Raw genomic sequence first — 18,624 nt, 5'->3', positions numbered from 1 at the left:
ATCAGCAATTGAATATTGAACAGGAAATATTAGGAAGAGAAAGGCTGTGATAGTTATCCGGCAGCAATGTTATATAGTATATACATAATCAATTGTGCGACAGTTCTTCTTCAACATGCTGTAATTAAAAATCCTCTCCGGCCAAAGCGCGGAGAGGATCTTTAAATTATCATCTCAATGAGTGATACTTATTAGTTAGCAGGAGCTAAGTCAACAGTACCAGACTCACCAGGAGTGTTTTGTTTGATGAAACGACCGCGATCGATTCCTTGTTTGTCGGCCAGGTAGTCGATAACTGAATCAACACGACGGCTGCTCAGATCAACACCACCTTTTTTACCTTTAGCACCTGCGTGACCGGTAACCAGTACGTTGCAGGAAGGATTGGATTTCAGGGTAGCAGCAACAGAAGCGAGGATTGCTTCCTGGTCTTTACCTACTTTAGTAGAGCTACCTTTGAAAGATACGCTAGGCAGTACCAGGGAAGCGCAGGAAACGTTGTTGTTACCTTTGCAGCACTCTGGATCCGGGCATTTACCAACGCCATCAGCATCAACTGGCTGGCAGTAAGTAGGCGTGATCAGTTGTTTGTCTTTGTAGTCAGGAACACCGTCACCATCAGTATCTTTAGCTACACCGTGAACATCAACAGGAGCACCTGCTGGTGTGTTAGGTTCGCGATCGAACTGGTCAGTAACACCATCACCGTCAGCATCAGGCAGAACCGGTGCAGGCAGTTTCATGTGACGTGGGCTGCTCAGCTCGCTGTAAGCGTATTCCAGTGGGTTGATCCACCATAATGGTTGTACGCGACGGCTAGGATTACCCAGGTTGAAGTTCAGACGAACGCTGGTGTAAGAATAGAAATCTTTAGATGCGCCATAAGGATTAGAATACCCATCCAGGTATGCATCGAAAGGCATGGTGATTTTTTCTTCAATACCGATGTTGAAACGTTTAGAAACTTTGAACGCTACACCAGTACCGAGATCCAGGGCGTGACGCAACAGTTGGTTGTCGTTAGTACGGCCGATGGTAACGCGGTTGCCCTGAGAAGGAGCGTTTTGTTCGTATTTCTTGTCCTGTACACTTTTGATGTAGCTCTTAATGTCAGAACGTTTGCCGGTTAATTTAGCCGGATCGTATTTGTAACCGTTACCGTTTGCATCCAATGCATCAACGTCAACGTCAGCCATTACGATAGAGTAACCAGCCAATACGTACCAGTTAACTTTAGGCTCTGCTCTGTAGAACATGATGTTGCTCAGGGAAGCGATCACGTCCAAAGACAGCTGGTGGTTCTGGGATTTGTAGTTGCCGATAATCTGGCCACCGTTCAGCGCAGCAGTTTTTGCCCACGGATTACCGTTAGCAGCAATTACAGGACGCAGCTTATAATCCTGACCTTTATCGATAGACCCGATATATTCAGCTCTTAAGGAGAATACGTGACCCAGAGACTTTCTCAGGGAGATACCTCCACCGAAGCCAGGCTGAGCAGGAATTGTTCCGCTGATCAGGTGCAAACCACCGTGAAAGCCCAGTTCCCACATATCCCTTGGTTTAGCAGGGAAATTAGACTGATGGTTCAGGAAGTTATTTTGTTGTACCATACGCTTGCCAGACACTTTGGAGGAATCCAGAGCATCGTAGCCGGTTGGTTGAACCTGTGCAAAACTAGAAGATGCTGCTAGTAAACCCACAGCGCCTGCCAGTAATAAGTACTTTTTGCTTGCCATAATTGTTTTTTTTATTAAAAACTGTTAAAAATTTACTAATAACCCGTTTTTTACCTAGCAAAGGTAAATATCATAAATGAATATACAAATTTTTCTTGCAATATTATTTTCATTGATAAGTCCCTCAATATTAGAGCTTAAATGAAAGTATTTATATACCTTATTTACTGTTACGTTAAACTTCTGTTTACCTCTTGTTAAAAGAATCTTTAAGTCCTGTTAAAAGAATGTTATACTCCTTATACAAATTAAAGGCCAAAATGTTAAAATATCCATTTTAAAACCTAGCTTAGCAATCCTTTTTATTATTACATGGACGAGATTAAACACCTGATAGGTAAAGAATTACACGATTTCGAAAGCAAATTTGCGGATTCAGTAAAGAGTCATGTTCCCCTGCTGGACAGGATCATGCACTATATTGTAAAGCGTAAAGGCAAACAGATCAGGCCCATGTTTGTGCTATTATCAGCCAAACTGTTCAACGACAACATTCAGGAAAGTACCTACCGCGCCGCTGCCCTGGTAGAACTATTACATACTGCTACCCTGGTGCATGACGATGTGGTGGATGACGCCAATCAGCGCCGGGGCCTTTTTTCTATCAACGCACTTTGGAAAAATAAAATTGCCGTACTGGTTGGAGACTATCTGCTTTCCAAAGGACTACTGCTGTCACTTAACAATAACGACTTCCGGACGCTGCAAATATTATCACAGGCCGTAAAAGAAATGAGTGAAGGAGAATTACTCCAGATCGAGAAAACCCGGAAGCTCAATATTAAAGAAGACATCTATTTTGAAATTATCCGCCGTAAAACAGCTTCCCTCCTGGCATCTGCCTGCGCTGCAGGCGCATGGAGCACCAGCAATGATGAACACATCACAGAACAAATGCGGCTGTTCGGCGAAAAAGTAGGCATCGCATTCCAGATTAAAGATGACCTGTTCGATTATGGCTCTGCCAAAATTGGTAAACCTACCGGTATTGATATCCGGGAGAAAAAAATGACCCTCCCGCTGATCTATACCCTCGAACATGCTTCTACCGAAACCCGGCGGAAAATTATAAATATTGTAAAAAATCATAATACAGAAAAAGACCGGGTGGAAGAAGTCATCCAACTGGTAAAAGCATCCGGTGGTATCGACTATACCAAACAAAAAATGTTTGAATACCGTGACGAAGCCCTTGCCATCCTCAATAAACTCCCGGAAAATGCCTTCAGATCCGGACTGGAGTCGCTGGTGAGATTTACAACAGACCGGACTTTCTAAAAAGAAAAATGCAGAGAATGTAAAATAATAAATGTAAAATGCAGCAGGCAACTCACTGGTAATAATTACACATGCTACATTAAAATTACACGGAAACCAGCAGCTGAAAATAAGATATACGCCGGCTGTTTTTTTTGGATAAACGGGTAATGTTTAATACATCCTGCGTAACTATTCAACAAAACAGCCTTTAAATTTACATCGACATCTAATGCAAAAACGCTGGACAGTAAAAGCTTATCAACCAAATCAGGAACAGTTACTTCAGTCATCATTACGCATACATCCCCTGTTATGCAGGCTGTTGGTACAACGGGGTGTGACTAATTACGAGATTGCCCGGCAGTTTTTCCGCCCGTCCCTTTCAGATTTACACGATCCCTGGCTCATGAAGGACATGGATAAAGCCATCTCCAGAATTGAACTGGCCTTTTTCCGGCACGAAAAAATACTGATCTACGGCGATTATGATGTGGATGGTACCACTGCTGTAGCTACTGTCTATGCTTTTCTCCAGAAACGTTATCAAAATATTGAATTCTATATTCCGCACCGTTATCGCGAAGGTTATGGTATTTCTATGCAAGGCATTGAGTATGCGCGAGATAATGATTTCAGTCTGGTAATTGCCCTGGATTGCGGTATCAAGTCCATTGAACATATTACCTATGCCAAAGAACTGGGTATCGACTTTATTATCTGCGACCATCACCTGCCGGATGCAGTACTGCCACCGGCAGTAGCCATCCTGAATCCCAAGCAACAAGACTGTACATATCCTTATAAAGAACTGAGCGGATGCGGCATCGGTTATAAACTGATTGCAGCCTTTGCCCAGAAAAGAGGACTACCACCTGCAGAAGCCAACCAGTTCCTGGACCTGGTAGCCACCAGTATCGCGGCAGACATTGTACCCATGACCGGGGAAAACAGGATACTCGCATTTCATGGCCTCATCAAGGTAAATGAAGATCCTTTACCTGGTATAAAGGCACTGATTACACTTAGTGGCCTGAAAGAACAACTCACCATTGCCAACCTGGTTTTTGTGATTGCTCCCCGCGTAAATGCTGCAGGCAGAATGGATGATGCCCGGAAAGCGGTCAATCTCTTCATTGAAAACGATGCGGATAAAGCCATGGCCATTGCGGAGGTACTCCATGCAGATAATTTCGACCGGAAAGAAATCGATAATACCATCACCCAGGAAGCTATCTCTTTACTACAGGGAGATACCAGCCTGGCCAATAAAAAGTCAACAGTACTGTACCAGTCACACTGGCACAAAGGCGTAGTAGGCATTGTGGCGTCCCGGTTAATTGATAAATACTATTACCGTCCTACCGTTATCCTCACCCAATCCAATGATAAAGTGGCCGGATCTGCGCGATCGGTAACCGGCTTTAATGTATATGAAGCGATTCACCAGTGTAAAGATCTGCTGGAAAATTATGGCGGCCATTTTTATGCAGCCGGCATGACCCTGAAACCAGAAAATGTAAAAGCATTCCAGGACCGTTTTGAGGAAGTGGTAGCCAACACCATTCAACCGGATCAACTGGTACCGGAAATCGTGATAGATTCCGAAATTCATCTCAGCGACATCACCACCCCTTTCTTCAATATTCTCAAACAATTTGAACCACTGGGACCAGACAACCTGCGGCCGGTATTTCTGGCAAGGAACATCACCGACAACGGATTCTCCAGGCTGGTAAAGGAAGAACACATCAAGTTTTCTGTCAGACAAGGCCGGTCCGGACAAAGCATATCCGGTATTGGTTTCTATATGTCAGAGAAATACCACATTGTAGCCAGCAAAAAACCTTTTGATATGGTCTTTACCATTGATGAAAATGAATGGAATGGTCATGTCAGCCTACAGCTGAAAGTGATAGATATCAGGCCCAGTCATTGATTTCATTGTTATTGATATTGTTTTAACAGCCAGGTAAATACGGCTTCGTTGGCATACGTGCGTGTCCAGGCATCATGTCCGCCGGATGGATATTCCGTGTATTGTACAGTACTGCCAAGTTCCTGCAGTGCTTTCACCAATACGCGTGAACTGGTGACTTTTACCGTAGAATCATCTTTACTATGGAAAACCCAGATGGGCATTTTTTTGAGCCGCGACATCAGCTCCGTTTTTCCACCACCGCAGATAGGAATGATACCGGCAAACCTTTCCGGCTTCTCCGATGCCCAGTCCCAGGTACCGAATCCCCCCATGCTTAGTCCGGTCAGATATACCCGACGGGTATCCACGTTGTATTTTTTGATAACATCCTGGTATAGCGTCTCCAATGAATTTACATTCCACCAGTTTTTACCACATACAGGTGCAATCATCACAAAGGGTTTACCGGATACGACCCTTACCAATCCCACTTTCCGGAGGATGTTCACATCTTTCCCCATTTCGCTGATGCCGTGCAGAAAAATCACCACCGGCCATTTATAGTTGGGCTGTTGATTATAGGTATCCGGAATATATACCAGGTAATCACTGATATTACCTCCCTTTGCATCCATTTTTTTTGCGGTAATACCCACTGTTTGCGGTGTAAATACACCTGGCACCGGCGTTTCTTCTGGTGTCGGAGCAACCTCATTGTCTTTGCGGGAACAAGCAAAAAGCAGACAGACACTTAGCAGACAGACATGACTTAAAATTTTAATTGCTCTTTTTTTCATATAACTACTTAAAACTGAAAATCCCCTGGCATATGCCAGGGGATTAAATGTATTGCTGATAATTTTATACTGTTTTACTATCTAAAGATAAACAGTCAGCGAAGCATTTTTATTGTATCCTATGCTTATTTATTTCCGCTCATCAATTCCACGCTTCTGTTTACAAAGGCGGTCAAATCAGCACCGGTCAGCAAATTCTGAGATAACAGGGCAAGGTCAGCCAGGTTTTTCACCAGCTTCTGTTGCAATTCATTGCTATTTTCTTTCAGGATCTGCGTATATACCGGGTGATTGGCGTTTACGGTCATATTGATTTCTTCCGGCATATTGGCATACCAGCTCATACCGCCACCCATGGCAGCCATATCTTTCATACGACGCATAAACTCAGGGCGGGTAACAATTACCGGCTGCGCATCTGCACTCAGTCCTTTTAATTCTACCTTGATATTAGGCTGTGTGATCTGGGTACCAAAAATATCTTTCAGGGTACCTTCCTGTTCTTCTGATAAAACAGTAGTACTGTTTTCATCTTTATCCACCAGGTTATCAGCAATATCTGCATCCACACGGGTAAATTGCACTTTATCCCATTTCATCTCCACGTTGTTGATGAATGCCGCATCCACCAGTGTTTCCATTTTCACTACCTTATACCCTTTGTTTTTCGCAGCCTGTACATAGCTGTCCTGTTGTACTGGGTTGGTAGCATATAATATTACCAGTTTGTCTTCCTTATTGGTCTGGAGTGCAGCAGCTTCCGCGCGGTATTCTTCCTGTGTATAGAATTTACCACCGTCTACATCTTCCATTACCAGGAACTTATTGCCTTTGTCCAGGAATTTGTCGTCGGTCATCATACCATACTTCACAAACAGGCCGATAGATCCCCATTTCTCTTCAAATCCTGCCCGGTCATTACGGAATATTTCATCCAGTTTGTCCGCCACTTTTTTAGTGATGTGGGCATTGATTTTTTTCACGTTAGGATCGCCTTGTAAGTAGCTACGGCTCACGTTCAGCGGAATATCCGGACTGTCAATTACCCCGTGCAGCAACATCAGGAATTCCGGAACGATATCCTTTACTTCATCCGTTACATATACCTGGTTGGAGTAGAGATTGATTTTATCTTTCTGGATTTCGTGGCTCTTGTTGATTTTCGGGAAGTACAGAATACCCGTCAGGTTGAACGGATAATCTACGTTCAGGTGAATCCAGAACAAAGGAGCTTCTGCAAACGGATATAATTCTTTGTAGAAGTTCTGGTAATCTTCTGTTGTTAACTCGCTTGGTTTTTTAGTCCAGGCCGGCGTTGTATTATTGATTTGTTGTCCTTCAAATTTCACCGGTACCGGCAGGAATTTACAGAACTTGGTAAGGATGGAACGGATACGGCCTTCATCCAGGAATTCTTCACTCTCCTCGTTGATGTACATCACGATTTCAGTACCTCTCTCTTCCTTGGTCACTTCTTCCAGTTCGTACTCCGGACTACCGTCGCATTCCCAACGAACCGGCGTTGTATTTTCCCTCCAGGATTTGGAATAGATTTCTACTTTACTGCTCACCATGAAGGAGGAGTAAAAACCAAGCCCGAAGTGTCCGATGATGTTGGTACCACTTTCCTGGCCTTTATATTTTTTCAGGAACTCTTCTGCACCGGAAAAAGCTACCTGGTTAATGTATTTATCTACTTCTTCTCCGGTCATACCGATCCCGTGGTCGGCGATGGTGATCGTTTTTTTCTCTTTATCCAGTTTAACTTCAATGTCTATGTTGCCCAGTTCTCCTTTGTACTCGCCCACACTCGCCAGGGTTTTCAATTTCTGGGTAGCGTCTACTGCGTTACTTACCAGTTCGCGGATAAAGATCTCATGATCTGAATACAGGAATTTCTTGATAATGGGGAAAATGTTCTCGGTCTGAACACGTATTGCGCCTTTTTGCATCGGTTATCTGATTTTTTTCGTGTAGTTTTTTCAAAGTATGTGCCAGCAGGATCATAGCTGACAAGATGGCAAGCATCAATTTTAAAAATTTCAAATATGGAATTAACAATAAAACAGGATTAATAATATACTGATTTAAAATCATATTACTTCCTGGTTCAAGTTAACACAAAAATCATATTAAAAGAAAATAAAACAAATGCAATTTATTAGATTTAATCTACCGTAGAGAAACGATCCCCATCACTAAAATCACACTATGAGTAAATCTTTACCCCTCCTTCTATCCTGTTTACTGCTGATTTGCTGCACCACGTACGCGCAAACAAATCCTACAGCCCAGTCGCTGCCATATCAACAGGACTTTGACGCTTTGCCAGCCAGTGCTACCACTTACCCCGCCGGTTGGCAGGGATGGTTACTGACTGGTTCGCCTTCCGGTAATTTTAATACCGCGGCACCTGCTGCAGACAAACCACTCATCGCAAACGGCACCGCCTCCGCCACTGCTAACGGTGTGTACAATTATGCAGGCAAAGCCGGTTTTCTGAACAGCGGTTCTGCAGACAATAGTCTGGTACTGGCCCTGAATACCAGCGGCCAGCAAAACATCACTGTCAGCTATGATGTGATGACACTCAGGAATCCTTACGATGGTGCTTCCAACACACGTATTAATGAAGTAGCACTACAATATCGTATAGGCGATACCGGTAGCTTCGTTACTATCGCTGATGTAGCCTACCAGAACAATTCCACCACCCAAACCGGCAGCGGGGTAACCACGCCGCAAAACCTTGCCGGCAGAACTACCTTACTCCCCGCGGCTTGTAACAATCAACCATTGGTACAACTGCGCTGGGTAAACCGGCAAATCAGTGGCGCCGGCTCCCGCCCTTCTTTTGCCATCGATAATATACAAGCCGGTGGCGCCGGCGGAGATGTAACGCCTCCCGTTATCAGTAGTCTGCAACCAGCTACCGGTAGTACGGATGTTTCTCCGGTAACGGCTATTATCGCTACTTTCAGCGAAAATATACAGGCAGGTACCGGCAACCTCCTATTGCATAACACCACCACTGCTGCTGTTGATACCTTCCCCATCAATAGCGGAGCCATTGTTATCAGCAATAATACCCTGACATTACAACAACTGCTGGCACCTCACCAGCATTATTATCTGACGATTGACAGTGGTAGTCTTCACGACTTATCCGGTAACCATTTTGCTGGTATTACCGATAGTCTGCAATGGCATTTTACCACCGGTAACCAGGAATTGCAGTATAACTTCAACGACTGTACGCCATCAGGCAATCCCCGGTTAAGTGGCGGGTTTTCGCAGTACAGTGTAAGTGGCGCCCAGGTATGGGCCTGCACCACCTTCGGACAAAATAACAGCAATGGCGTACAAATCAACGGGTTTAACAGTGGCGCCATCGAAAACGAAGACTGGCTGATTTCTCCTGCCTTTGACCTGACCAGCCTGCAGTTTCCGTTGTTATCTTTCAGCAGCCGTACCGCCTTTGCCGGTCCGGCACTCAGTTTACGGATATCGACTGATTACAGCGGCAACGGCGATCCCCGGCTGGCCACCTGGAAAACCCTCAACGGACGCTTTCCGGAGGCCGGCAGCGATGCCTGGAAATTATCTTCCGGCATCAACCTCACCGCCTATAAACAATCCAGGGTGTATGTTGCCTTTGTGTATACCTCCGGCCCTGCCGTACAAGCAGCCCGCTGGACGATCGATGATTTTGGTATTACCGACACTACGGCAGCTCCGGCACCAAGCCTGAGCAGTAACCCCGCCGCACTGGATTTCGACTATATCAAAGCCGGACAACAATCTGCCGCACAGGCGATCCGCTTCTGGGGCAATGACTTCACCGGTAATCTCCGTATCAGCGTGCCCAATGGATTCCGGATTTCCCGCGACAGTACCAGCTATGGCAGCCAGGTGGACTTCTCCCTGGCAGAAGTAAACAACGGTCCGCAAAACATCTGGATTAAATTTGCGCCTGCTGCTGCCAGTCAGGCTTATACCGGTGCTGTTCATTTCAGTACCGCTGCCCTGACAGACCAGCACATCATCCTGAGCGGCACTTCTCTCCGTTCCTTAAAAGTGGTGAACTGGAATATAGAATGGTTTGGCAGCCCGGTACAAAATCCTGCCAATGACAGTTTACAGCAAGCCAACGTTACCACGATCCTTCAAAAGCTGGATGCCGATATCTATGCACTGGCCGAAGTGGTAGACACTGCCCGCTTCCGTGCCGTGGTGAATCAGTTACCAGGCTACAGCTATGTGTTGTCTGACTTCGGATCTTATGCCGACAGTTTAACAGATGTGGATTACGTTTCCGCGCAAAAGCTGGCTTTTGTATATAAAAACAGTGTAATCCGGAAAATCAATACCTATGGTATATTACGCAAGGGAGGCAGTTCAACCGCCTATTACAACTGGTCGTCCGGCCGTTTCCCCTATCTGCTGGAAGCTACTGCCAGACTGGAGAATGACTCTGCCCGCATCCGGTTTATCTTGCTGCATGCCAAAGCCAATACCGGTACCAAACCGGAAAAGATCACGTCCTGGCATCGTCGTAAAGACGGCCTCAAAGAGCTGAAAGACTCCCTGGATCTGCAGTATCCTTACAGTAATCTGATTATGCTGGGTGATTTTAATGATGACCTGTCGCGGACTATTACCACCGAACTGGCTCCGGATACCACGACTTCCTATATCGACTTTATAGCAGACAGCGTACATTACAAGCCGCTGACCCTGCCGTTAAGTCTGGCGAAACAGCGGTCTACCGTTAGCTTCTCCTCTGTCATCGATAATGTGATTGCTTCCGATGAAACGGGAGTAGCCTATATTCCCGGATCGGCACGTATACAAACGGGCGTAGCGCAACTGGTTAATAACTATGGTACCACTACCACGGATCATTACCCGGTACTAACCCGTTATAATCTGCAAATACTGGGCAATCCACTGCCTTTATCCGGATTTGATGCCAAACCGGAAGGCAGCAAGGTGGCGGTCACCTGGAATACACCTTATGAAATCAATAGTGCGGCCTTTGTGATCGAGCGTTCCCGTAATTTCCGCACGTTTGAGCCCATCGATACCATTGCTGCCCGGGGTATCTCCGGGGAGACAGCTAATTATCTGGCTTATGATGAGCGGCCATGGCCGGGCTTCTCCTGTTACCGGCTGAAACAAACCAGCCTGGATGGCAGTGTGAAATACAGTGCGGTAAAAACCGTACTGGTGACCGACCGCGAAGTGTGGTGGCGGTTTATCTGGTGTATACTGGGGCATCAGCTGCAATACTGGCTGGACTGGACCGGCAGCGGCCCGGCAAACATACAGCTGGTAGACATGCAAGGCAGAATACGCTACCAGGGCAGAACAGAGCTGTCTAAAGGCCGGAATTACCGGAGTATAGATGTTACGTCGCTTCCTGCGGGTGTATATTTCCTGCGTATACAATCGGGTACGAAAGTGCAGGTAGACCGGGTTTTCATCTCCCGCTGACATTATTGATCAGGTAATATAAAGGCATTTCCCGGAAGATAAAAGCACCTGTCTGGTGTGTATCTCTTCCGGGAAATGTGTTTTAAGGTGGTATTCTCCATAATTACATCTATATAATTATTTAATAATCAATACATTATAATATATTTCAGGAATTCCGCCGGTAGCATATTGAAAATGCAGATAGGTTCTGTATCTTTGCGGTCCAATTTTTTTATTTAAACCATTTAAAACAGGGAATTATGAACTACGAATTGATGGTGATCTTTACCCCTGTGCTTTCTGAAGACGATTACAAAGCGGCTCAGAAAAAATTCGCTGATATCATTAAAGATAACGGCGGAGAAATTACGCACGAAAATCCCTGGGGATTAAGATCACTGGCGTATCCTATCCGGAAAAAAACTACAGGAATGTATGTTGTTCTGGAGTACAGTGCGCCATCCGACCTCAATGAGAAGCTGAAAATTCAGCTCAATCGCGATGAAAATGTATTACGCCACATGGTCACTGCACTGGATAAGCACGCTGTAGCTTACAACGGTCGCAAGAGATATGGAGCGAATGCTGAATCTAAAACCACTGAAGCTTAAAATTATGGCAGTTAAACCGAAACAAGAAATCAAATACTTAACGGCCGTAAAAACCGAGAAACGTCAAAAGAAATATTGTCGTTTCAAGAAAATGGGCATCAAGTATGTAGATTACAAAGACGCGGAGTTTTTGAAGAAATTTTTGAACGATCAAGGTAAAATGTTACCTCGTCGTATTACGGGTAACTCCCTGAAATTTCAGCGTAAAGTAGCCCAGGCTATTAAGAAAGCTCGTCAAATGGCTTTATTGCCTTATGTTACTGACCTTTTAAAGTAAGAAGTTATGCAAATTATCTTAATACAAGACGTAGATAACCTGGGTCAGAAGAATGAACTGGTTAACGTAAAAAATGGTTACGCCAGAAACTTCCTGATTCCCCAGAAATTTGCGGTAGAAGCAAGTCCTTCTAACATGAAGCAACTGCAGGAGCGCCTGAAAGTGCAGAAAGTGAAAGAAGAGAAACTGCTGGCGGAAATTGCGAAAGTAGTGGAAGTTCTGAAAGCATCTCCCGTTAAGATTGGTGCTAAGACCGGTACTTCCGGCAAAATTTTCGGTAGCGTAACTGGTGTGCAGATTGCACGTGCTATTAAAGAGCAGAAAGGTTATGAAATCGACCGTCGCCGCATCCACATCCTGGATGATGTGAAAGAATTAGGTACTTACAAAGCTCGCCTGGATTTCGGTAAAGGCAACGAAACCGAACTGGAATTTGAAGTAGTAGCTGAGTAATATCCGGCTTACCGGAAAAAAGAAACTTCCCGGACTAATTCAGTCCGGGATTTTTTTGTGGCATAGTGAAAGCGTTTGGGTTTGGTTAACAAACGGCTGTTGGAAACGGCTTAAATTTAAGCTATATTTGTAATACAACAAGCATGAACCCAAAAGAGAACATACCAACACAGCCTAAAATTGTCGCTATCTTCCAAAAGATGATAGCCGACAAGAAAATGATTAATGACCACCTGGCCAACGGTGGAAAAATATCAGCATTAAAGGCTAAAGGTTTTAAGTTTGTTAAGCCCATATAATATCTCCGAATCTACAGACGGTGATTTCCTATTTACGACAACAGCCAATGTTGTTTATATCGTTTATTTACTGAAAGATCAAGGTTATTTTGATGACTACACTGAATTTTCAGCAAACGTACTGACTTTCGGATTCGCTATTACATCTAATCCCACCCGGAAAACTCCTTTTGACGAAAGGGTAAGAATCACCATATCTGCCATTATTCAAGCCTTTCTCCGTAACCATCCAGAGAAAGTACTCTTCTTTATTTGTGATAACAGCGACTCCAGGGAACGTTTCAGAATGAAAATTTTTAATTTATGGTACCAACTGCTGAAAGTTGATTTCATTGAGAAACATAATGAAGTGATGCACCTCGATCAGTTGGAAATTCACTTCTCCATCATATTACATATCAATAATCCTCTCAAAAAGTTCATCATCTCCTCCTTTCACGATCTCAGTTATACCACCGCTGAAAAACTCAAATGTTATTAGTATTTTCATACCACTATTCTCCGTTCGTATGAAAAATATTATTTACTGTCTGCTCATTCCCATTTTCATTACTGCCTGCAGTACCAATAAAAATAAAAGGGCACCTGTACGCCTCGCTGCCATTGGTATAAAAGGTGAAAGTATACCGCAATATACTTTCCGCTATGATGCCGGCGGCCACCTCGTTGCCATCGTACAGTATCTCCGGGAAAACGACACCAGCACCATCAGCTTCCGGTATGATGCTCACGACCGGCTTACCAGTATGGTAACGATTGATAGCAGTAACCAGCAACATACCATCCGCCAGCAGGCCCGTATTACGGCCTGGGACGAGGCCGGAAATATTACGGCGATACAATATTATGATGGCCACTGCCGGCCTACCCGTACCGCAAAAGTAGCCTGGAAAGGAGGATGGCCCAGTCGCCTGAAATACTCCGACTCCTCTCAGGCCATCAGCTGGGATAGCTGCGACGGGAATGCAGCCTGGAAAGATCTTTGTACCACTACTCCGTCCGGGAAGAAAACAGATACCAATATTGTACTACGCAGCGTCCGCGCTGAATGGGATCGTTCTGAAAGCCCGTTACGACTATTGGCCAATCAAATGTTGCTGGGGCCCGCGCTCTCCCCGGTAGTACACACCGCTCCCTTCGGTTATCTGCCCAATATGCTCCTGTATGTAGGCGCCAACAATCCGACCCTGGTTAAAATCACCGAAAAAGAAAAATCAGTTTACCCGGAAAAGATGCTGGCATACGAACGCTCCACCACCCTGCAATATTTTTATGACTATCATGACAATGGTTACCCGGCAACGGCCTCCGTACACCTTCACACCGAAGGCTATACGAAGTTAAGCACCGACACCAGATTTACGATGGATTATACCTATGAGTAAGTGATTGCGGATTTATCCGTAACTTATGGTATATGAACATTCTGCTCCGGCTCAGACAAATGCCGGTTACCATACTGTTGATCGTAATTAATACCCTGCTATTCTGTTATTCCGTACTAACGGGAATGGATATATGGAATGGCGATGGGGAAGTTTTGCTGCGCCTGGGCGGTAACTACTGGCCGCTCACCATGCAGGGTGAATACTGGCGGTTATTTACCAGCATGTTTCTGCATGCCGGCCTGCCACATCTGCTGACCAATATGATTGGCTTACTGATAGCCGGTATTTTCCTGGAATCGGTACTACGTACCTGGCGGTATACAAGCGCTTATGTGATCACCGGCTTCATAGCAGATTACGCCAGTATCCGGTTTCACCCTTATGCCATTGGTGTAGGAGCGTCGGGGGCTATTTTTGGCATTTACGGCGTATTTCTGGCGCTGTTGACGACTCGTCTGTTCCGTCCTTCCGTCAGGAAGGGTTTTCTTGTTTTTATAGCCTTATTTGCAGGATTAAACATCATTGCGGCCTTCTTCTCGGGAGGTATTGACAATATTGCCCACCTCGCCGGTTTCCTCAGCGGTATACTCATGGGCTACCTGCTCTTCTTTACACTCTCCAAAACAGCTGGTGACCGCTTACCCGGATAATGCAGTATCCCTTCATTGAAATAGTTACATTTGTGCACCTAAATGCTAACACGACATGAAGAAAGTACTGTCCCTGCTCGTCGCCCCCGCCTTGCTGCTTTGGGGTTGCCATTCCCAACCGGACACCAACACCAATGCCACTACGGTACAACAGGATACCCTGGCGGCACCGGTAGGAAAGCAGGAAATCCCGATGGATACCATCCAATTGGGCACCAAAACTTTTTATGTATACGCCATTGATCAGGCTACCTTCGAAAAATATCCGCCCATACCGCTGGATTCCAACGAAAATGAAGCGCTGCTAAAAGATACGCTCGTAAAACGGTCCGGCGATAAGCTGATCTTTAAACTGGAAAACGGCAAAGAACAGGTACTTACCAACAATCAAAGCGAAGGCGATGATTACGTGAACTATACTTACCTGACCAACTATCCGCAGATTAAACAGAAAGGCGTATTGCTGAACTACTATGAAGGGATGGGGTACACTCTGGTTAATACACAAAATGGCGATACCGTATATACCTGGTCTCCCGCGGTTATCTCACCGGATAAAAAATACCTGGTGACGGCCTCTATGGACCTGGTAGCGGCCTTCGATCCGAACGGCTTTCAGTTATACGAAATCAGTCCCAACTACCAAGTAAAACTGATCGGCGAAAAATACCTGGAGAAATGGGGTCCTGTGGATGTACAATGGATTGACAACAAAACTCTTATCTGCAAGCACGTCACCATTGACGACAATACGATGGAGACACGGGTCAAATACGTGAAACTGGTGATGCAATAAATAAGTATATTTAATGGTAATCAGCCAAGTTTAAATTCACGTGTTGTATGAAGAAGTATATCATTACAGCCCTGTTGCTGTCTGTTATCAGTTGTTACATCGCACCTGACGTTACTGCAGGTAACGGAATCATTTTCCAGGCGCCTACCATGAATATTGAAGGCACCGCCGGTTCCATCGTCAGCCGGCTGGACAAATCACTGCAGCTGACAGCTACCCAGAAACCCAGGATGTTACACATCATCACAGGTTATCTGAAACAGAAAGTAAATATCCAATCATTGCAACACAGTAATGCCACTGCCTATAAAACAAAACTTAACAGCATGCAGAATGGTTTGCATGCCAAACTAAAACCATTACTCACACTCACACAATACACGGAATTTATGGCCCAACAGCCTAAATCCTATGATGAAACCAATGTTTTATCACAACTGTATTATTGAGTTACGATATAACCGGACAAGCAATACATCTCCGGCTACTATTTAATAAGATCATATGGAACCCTTCGGCGCTTAGCCCGGAGGGTTTTCTTTAAAGAACAGGAACAATGAAGTTTATTTTTCGTACTGCAGTAGCCAGCTGTCTGCTCGCCTGGGCAAGCCCTGCTGCTGCTCAGCAACTTACCGACTCTACCGCCTTCCGGCAGGCGATAGCAACTATTCCACCAATACCTGCAATCCGGAAAGGTGCATCACAACTGGTATTGCCACCCGCCCCCACCGGCTACCGGTTACTCCTGAAAGGAACGGACCGGCTCCCCGTGATTGACCGCACCGGACGTATCACCACACCTTTAACAACAGCAACGGTACAACTATACCTCGTGCTGCAACGAGAACAGGACAGCACACAAATGGAACTGCCGAACCTGGCGGTGACCGTACCAGGAAAGTATAACGCTAGTCCTGCTGATAATGCTGTTCCTTTTGTTATTCCTGCATTACGGGAATGGTATGGCGGAAAAGGATCTTTCACTGTAGGCGAAAAAACAGGTATCGTAATAGATCCCGTATATGCGTCGCAGTTATTCCCGGCAGCAACAGTATTGCTGCACGATATGCGGCTACTGACAGGTCATAAACAATATACCCTCAGAAGAGGTAAACCGGCAAAAGGCGATATTTACCTGACCCTGGATAACAAAGAAAAAAGCCTGGGATCAGAAGGGTATCTGATGCATATTGGTGAGCATATTACTATTGCTGCCTTTCATCCGCAAGGCGCCTTCTGGGCCACCCGAAGCCTCCTTCAGATATTGGAGCAGGACAGCCTTCACAAAAGTATTCCGCAAGGGATTACCCGGGATTATCCTAAATATGCCGTGCGTAGTTTTGTGTTGGATGCAGGCCGGAAATTTTTTACCATGGATTTCCTCCGGCATTATGTAAAATTCATGTCCTACTACAAGATGAATGATTTTCATATTCATCTCAATGATAACGGATTCAAACAATACTTCGGCAACAACTGGGATAGTACCTATTCAGCATTCAGGTTGGAGAATGAAACATTTCCGGGCCTGACAGCTACCGATGGCGCCTATACGAAAAAAGAATTCATCGCCTTACAGGATCTGGCAGAAGACTATGGTGTACGGATCATTCCTGAAATAGATGTGCCGGCACACGCACTCGCCTTTACCAAAGCAGTACCACAAACAGCCAGCTTATCCTACGGCCGCGATCATCTTAACTTCGACAGTGCCTCCTATCAGCTGATAGATCAGGTATTTAAAGAATACCTGGAAGGCCCAAAACCTGTGTTTAAAGGCGCGGAAGTACATATTGGCACAGACGAATACGCCAAAAAAGAAGCGGAACCCTTCCGGGCATTCACGGATCATTATATCCGGTATGTAGAAGGCTTCGGCAAGAAAGTACGCTTGTGGGGAGCCCTCACCCATGCCCAGGGCAATACCCCGGTAAAAGCAACCGGCGTTACCATGAATGCCTGGTATAATGGTTATGCCGATCCTGCTACGATGATACGGCTGGGCTATGACCTGATCAGTACACCCGATGGCTCACTCTATATTGTACCTGCAGCCGGCTATTACTTTGATTACCTGGATACCCGCCACCTCTATGAAAACTGGGAACCTAATCAGATCGGCGCTACTACTTTTCCCATGGGACATCCGCAGATACGGGGTGGCGCCTTTGCCGTATGGAATGATCACGTAGGCAACGGTATTACCGCACAGGATGTACATGACCGCGTTTTCCCCGCCATGCAGACATTGGCAGAAAAAATGTGGACCGGGCGTACGGCACAAAGTAATTACACTACTTTTCTGCACAACAGCCAGCATGTAGGCGAAGGCCCTGGCTTAAACATGCGTGCAAAAATAACCGGAAAAGACAGCCTGGTATTGGCCTATGACTTTGATACTGCAGCCATAACAGATAAAAGCGGGAATCAACGCGATGCCTTGCAGACAGTACATGCCAGCATTACCCCGCAACATACCCTGCTCCTCTCTGATAACAACAGCCGTATACAAACACCACTGACAGAAATTGGTTATAACTACACTGTGAGTTTCGACATAAAACCCGCTCAGCATAATCAACCTGACGCGGTGATTTTTTCTTCGCCACATGCAGTAGTAAAATTACGGCAACAGGAAACCGGTCAGCTGGGTTTTTCACGGGAAGGGTATCATTATCATTTTAACTATACAGTACCGGCAGATACCTGGACGCATATCGCCATTTCCGGCAATAACAAGGGCACCAGTCTTTATATAAACGGTGTACTGCAGGAACGGCTCGAACATGCTATCCAGACATTTCCGGGCACAAAAGATACCATGGCTAAAATACAAACACTGGTGTTTCCATTGCAATGGATAGGGGATCAGCAAAACAGTTTTATAGGAGAGATAGATAATATCCGGGTAGTGAACAAAGAACAGCAATAAACCGGATCAAATACTATATAAAAAAG

16 protein-coding genes are annotated in these 18,624 nt (G+C 45.3%); 13 read left to right on the top strand and 3 right to left on the bottom strand.

Annotation, left to right across the window (positions count from 1 at the left end):
• Positions 1-191: 191 nt before the first annotated feature.
• Positions 192-1,613 carry an OmpA family protein gene (locus tag OL444_RS07470; RefSeq protein WP_264733848.1) on the bottom strand — a complete coding sequence of 474 codons (1,422 nt, stop codon included), beginning with the start codon at positions 1,611-1,613 and terminating at the stop codon, positions 192-194.
• A 438-nt stretch (positions 1,614-2,051) separates the two neighbouring features.
• Between OL444_RS07470 and OL444_RS07465 the strand changes: the two genes are divergently transcribed.
• Both OL444_RS07465 and recJ read left to right on the top strand, forming a co-directional pair.
• Positions 2,052-3,017: a polyprenyl synthetase family protein gene (locus OL444_RS07465; protein WP_264733849.1), complete on the top strand. Its 966-nt coding sequence runs from the start codon at positions 2,052-2,054 to the stop codon at positions 3,015-3,017.
• 211 nt (positions 3,018-3,228) lie between these two features.
• A complete protein-coding gene (recJ, locus tag OL444_RS07460) occupies positions 3,229-4,935 on the top strand; it encodes a single-stranded-DNA-specific exonuclease RecJ (protein WP_264733850.1) in 1,707 nt (568 codons plus the stop codon).
• A gap of 8 nt (positions 4,936-4,943) precedes the next feature.
• On the opposite strand, the gene OL444_RS07455 is transcribed toward recJ, so the two are convergent.
• Complete coding sequence (locus tag OL444_RS07455) at positions 4,944-5,714, bottom strand: carboxylesterase family protein (protein ID WP_264733851.1); 771 nt, start codon at positions 5,712-5,714, stop codon at positions 4,944-4,946.
• A gap of 125 nt (positions 5,715-5,839) precedes the next feature.
• Complete coding sequence (gene htpG, locus OL444_RS07450; protein ID WP_264733852.1) at positions 5,840-7,666, bottom strand: molecular chaperone HtpG; 1,827 nt, start codon at positions 7,664-7,666, stop codon at positions 5,840-5,842.
• Positions 7,667-7,925: 259 nt separating this feature from the next.
• Here htpG and OL444_RS07445 point away from each other — a divergent pair, with 259 nt between their 5' ends.
• The 11 genes from OL444_RS07445 (at position 7,926) to OL444_RS07395 (ending at position 18,598) form a co-directional block, all read left to right on the top strand.
• Complete coding sequence (locus OL444_RS07445; protein ID WP_264733853.1) at positions 7,926-11,210, top strand: Ig-like domain-containing protein; 3,285 nt, start codon at positions 7,926-7,928, stop codon at positions 11,208-11,210.
• A 242-nt stretch (positions 11,211-11,452) separates the two neighbouring features.
• Positions 11,453-11,803 carry a 30S ribosomal protein S6 gene (gene rpsF / locus OL444_RS07440; RefSeq protein ID WP_264733854.1) on the top strand — a complete coding sequence of 117 codons (351 nt, stop codon included), beginning with the start codon at positions 11,453-11,455 and terminating at the stop codon, positions 11,801-11,803.
• 4 nt (positions 11,804-11,807) lie between these two features.
• Positions 11,808-12,080 carry a 30S ribosomal protein S18 gene (rpsR, locus tag OL444_RS07435; RefSeq protein WP_073077706.1) on the top strand — a complete coding sequence of 91 codons (273 nt, stop codon included), beginning with the start codon at positions 11,808-11,810 and terminating at the stop codon, positions 12,078-12,080.
• Between the two features lie 6 nt (positions 12,081-12,086).
• Positions 12,087-12,533 (top strand): 50S ribosomal protein L9, encoded by a 447-nt coding sequence (gene rplI / locus OL444_RS07430; protein WP_106527275.1) that lies wholly within the window; start codon positions 12,087-12,089, stop codon positions 12,531-12,533.
• Between the two features lie 143 nt (positions 12,534-12,676).
• A complete protein-coding gene (locus OL444_RS07425) occupies positions 12,677-12,832 on the top strand; it encodes a hypothetical protein (protein WP_264733855.1) in 156 nt (51 codons plus the stop codon).
• Complete coding sequence (locus tag OL444_RS07420) at positions 12,816-13,313, top strand: DUF6169 family protein (protein ID WP_264733856.1); 498 nt, start codon at positions 12,816-12,818, stop codon at positions 13,311-13,313. The genes OL444_RS07425 and OL444_RS07420 overlap by 17 nt, the downstream gene beginning before the upstream one ends.
• A 28-nt stretch (positions 13,314-13,341) precedes the next feature.
• Positions 13,342-14,217 (top strand): RHS repeat domain-containing protein, encoded by an 876-nt coding sequence (locus OL444_RS07415; protein ID WP_264733857.1) that lies wholly within the window; start codon positions 13,342-13,344, stop codon positions 14,215-14,217.
• 32 nt (positions 14,218-14,249) lie between these two features.
• On the top strand, positions 14,250-14,870 hold the full coding sequence (locus OL444_RS07410) for a rhomboid family intramembrane serine protease (RefSeq protein ID WP_264733858.1): 621 nt from the start codon (positions 14,250-14,252) through the stop codon (positions 14,868-14,870).
• Positions 14,871-14,925: 55 nt separating this feature from the next.
• Positions 14,926-15,666 (top strand): hypothetical protein, encoded by a 741-nt coding sequence (locus OL444_RS07405; RefSeq protein WP_264733859.1) that lies wholly within the window; start codon positions 14,926-14,928, stop codon positions 15,664-15,666.
• A gap of 47 nt (positions 15,667-15,713) precedes the next feature.
• Positions 15,714-16,115 carry a hypothetical protein gene (locus tag OL444_RS07400; RefSeq protein ID WP_264733860.1) on the top strand — a complete coding sequence of 134 codons (402 nt, stop codon included), beginning with the start codon at positions 15,714-15,716 and terminating at the stop codon, positions 16,113-16,115.
• 107 nt (positions 16,116-16,222) lie between these two features.
• On the top strand, positions 16,223-18,598 hold the full coding sequence (locus OL444_RS07395; RefSeq protein WP_264733861.1) for a family 20 glycosylhydrolase: 2,376 nt from the start codon (positions 16,223-16,225) through the stop codon (positions 18,596-18,598).
• The last annotated feature ends 26 nt before the right edge of the window (positions 18,599-18,624 follow it).

It is taken from the genome of Chitinophaga nivalis (assembly GCF_025989125.1).
Classification (GTDB): Bacteria; Bacteroidota; Bacteroidia; order Chitinophagales; family Chitinophagaceae; genus Chitinophaga; species Chitinophaga nivalis.
This window is presented reverse-complemented; position numbering and strand designations above follow the sequence as displayed.

What these genes read in the sequence shown, in the direction of transcription:
- OL444_RS07410 (WP_264733858.1), top strand. Translation starts at nt 14,250, where the DNA reads ATGAACATTCTGCTCCGGCTCAGACAAATGCCGGTTACCATACTGTTG.
- OL444_RS07405 (WP_264733859.1), top strand. Translation starts at nt 14,926, where the DNA reads ATGAAGAAAGTACTGTCCCTGCTCGTCGCCCCCGCCTTGCTGCTTTGG.
- recJ (WP_264733850.1), top strand. Translation starts at nt 3,229, where the DNA reads ATGCAAAAACGCTGGACAGTAAAAGCTTATCAACCAAATCAGGAACAG.
- OL444_RS07425 (WP_264733855.1), top strand. Translation starts at nt 12,677, where the DNA reads ATGAACCCAAAAGAGAACATACCAACACAGCCTAAAATTGTCGCTATC.
- rplI (WP_106527275.1), top strand. Translation starts at nt 12,087, where the DNA reads ATGCAAATTATCTTAATACAAGACGTAGATAACCTGGGTCAGAAGAAT.
- OL444_RS07395 (WP_264733861.1), top strand. Translation starts at nt 16,223, where the DNA reads ATGAAGTTTATTTTTCGTACTGCAGTAGCCAGCTGTCTGCTCGCCTGG.
- rpsR (WP_073077706.1), top strand. Translation starts at nt 11,808, where the DNA reads ATGGCAGTTAAACCGAAACAAGAAATCAAATACTTAACGGCCGTAAAA.
- OL444_RS07415 (WP_264733857.1), top strand. Translation starts at nt 13,342, where the DNA reads ATGAAAAATATTATTTACTGTCTGCTCATTCCCATTTTCATTACTGCC.
- htpG (WP_264733852.1), bottom strand. Translation starts at nt 7,666, where the DNA reads ATGCAAAAAGGCGCAATACGTGTTCAGACCGAGAACATTTTCCCCATT.
- rpsF (WP_264733854.1), top strand. Translation starts at nt 11,453, where the DNA reads ATGAACTACGAATTGATGGTGATCTTTACCCCTGTGCTTTCTGAAGAC.
- OL444_RS07445 (WP_264733853.1), top strand. Translation starts at nt 7,926, where the DNA reads ATGAGTAAATCTTTACCCCTCCTTCTATCCTGTTTACTGCTGATTTGC.
- OL444_RS07465 (WP_264733849.1), top strand. Translation starts at nt 2,052, where the DNA reads ATGGACGAGATTAAACACCTGATAGGTAAAGAATTACACGATTTCGAA.
- OL444_RS07400 (WP_264733860.1), top strand. Translation starts at nt 15,714, where the DNA reads ATGAAGAAGTATATCATTACAGCCCTGTTGCTGTCTGTTATCAGTTGT.
- OL444_RS07470 (WP_264733848.1), bottom strand. Translation starts at nt 1,613, where the DNA reads ATGGTACAACAAAATAACTTCCTGAACCATCAGTCTAATTTCCCTGCT.
- OL444_RS07455 (WP_264733851.1), bottom strand. Translation starts at nt 5,714, where the DNA reads ATGAAAAAAAGAGCAATTAAAATTTTAAGTCATGTCTGTCTGCTAAGT.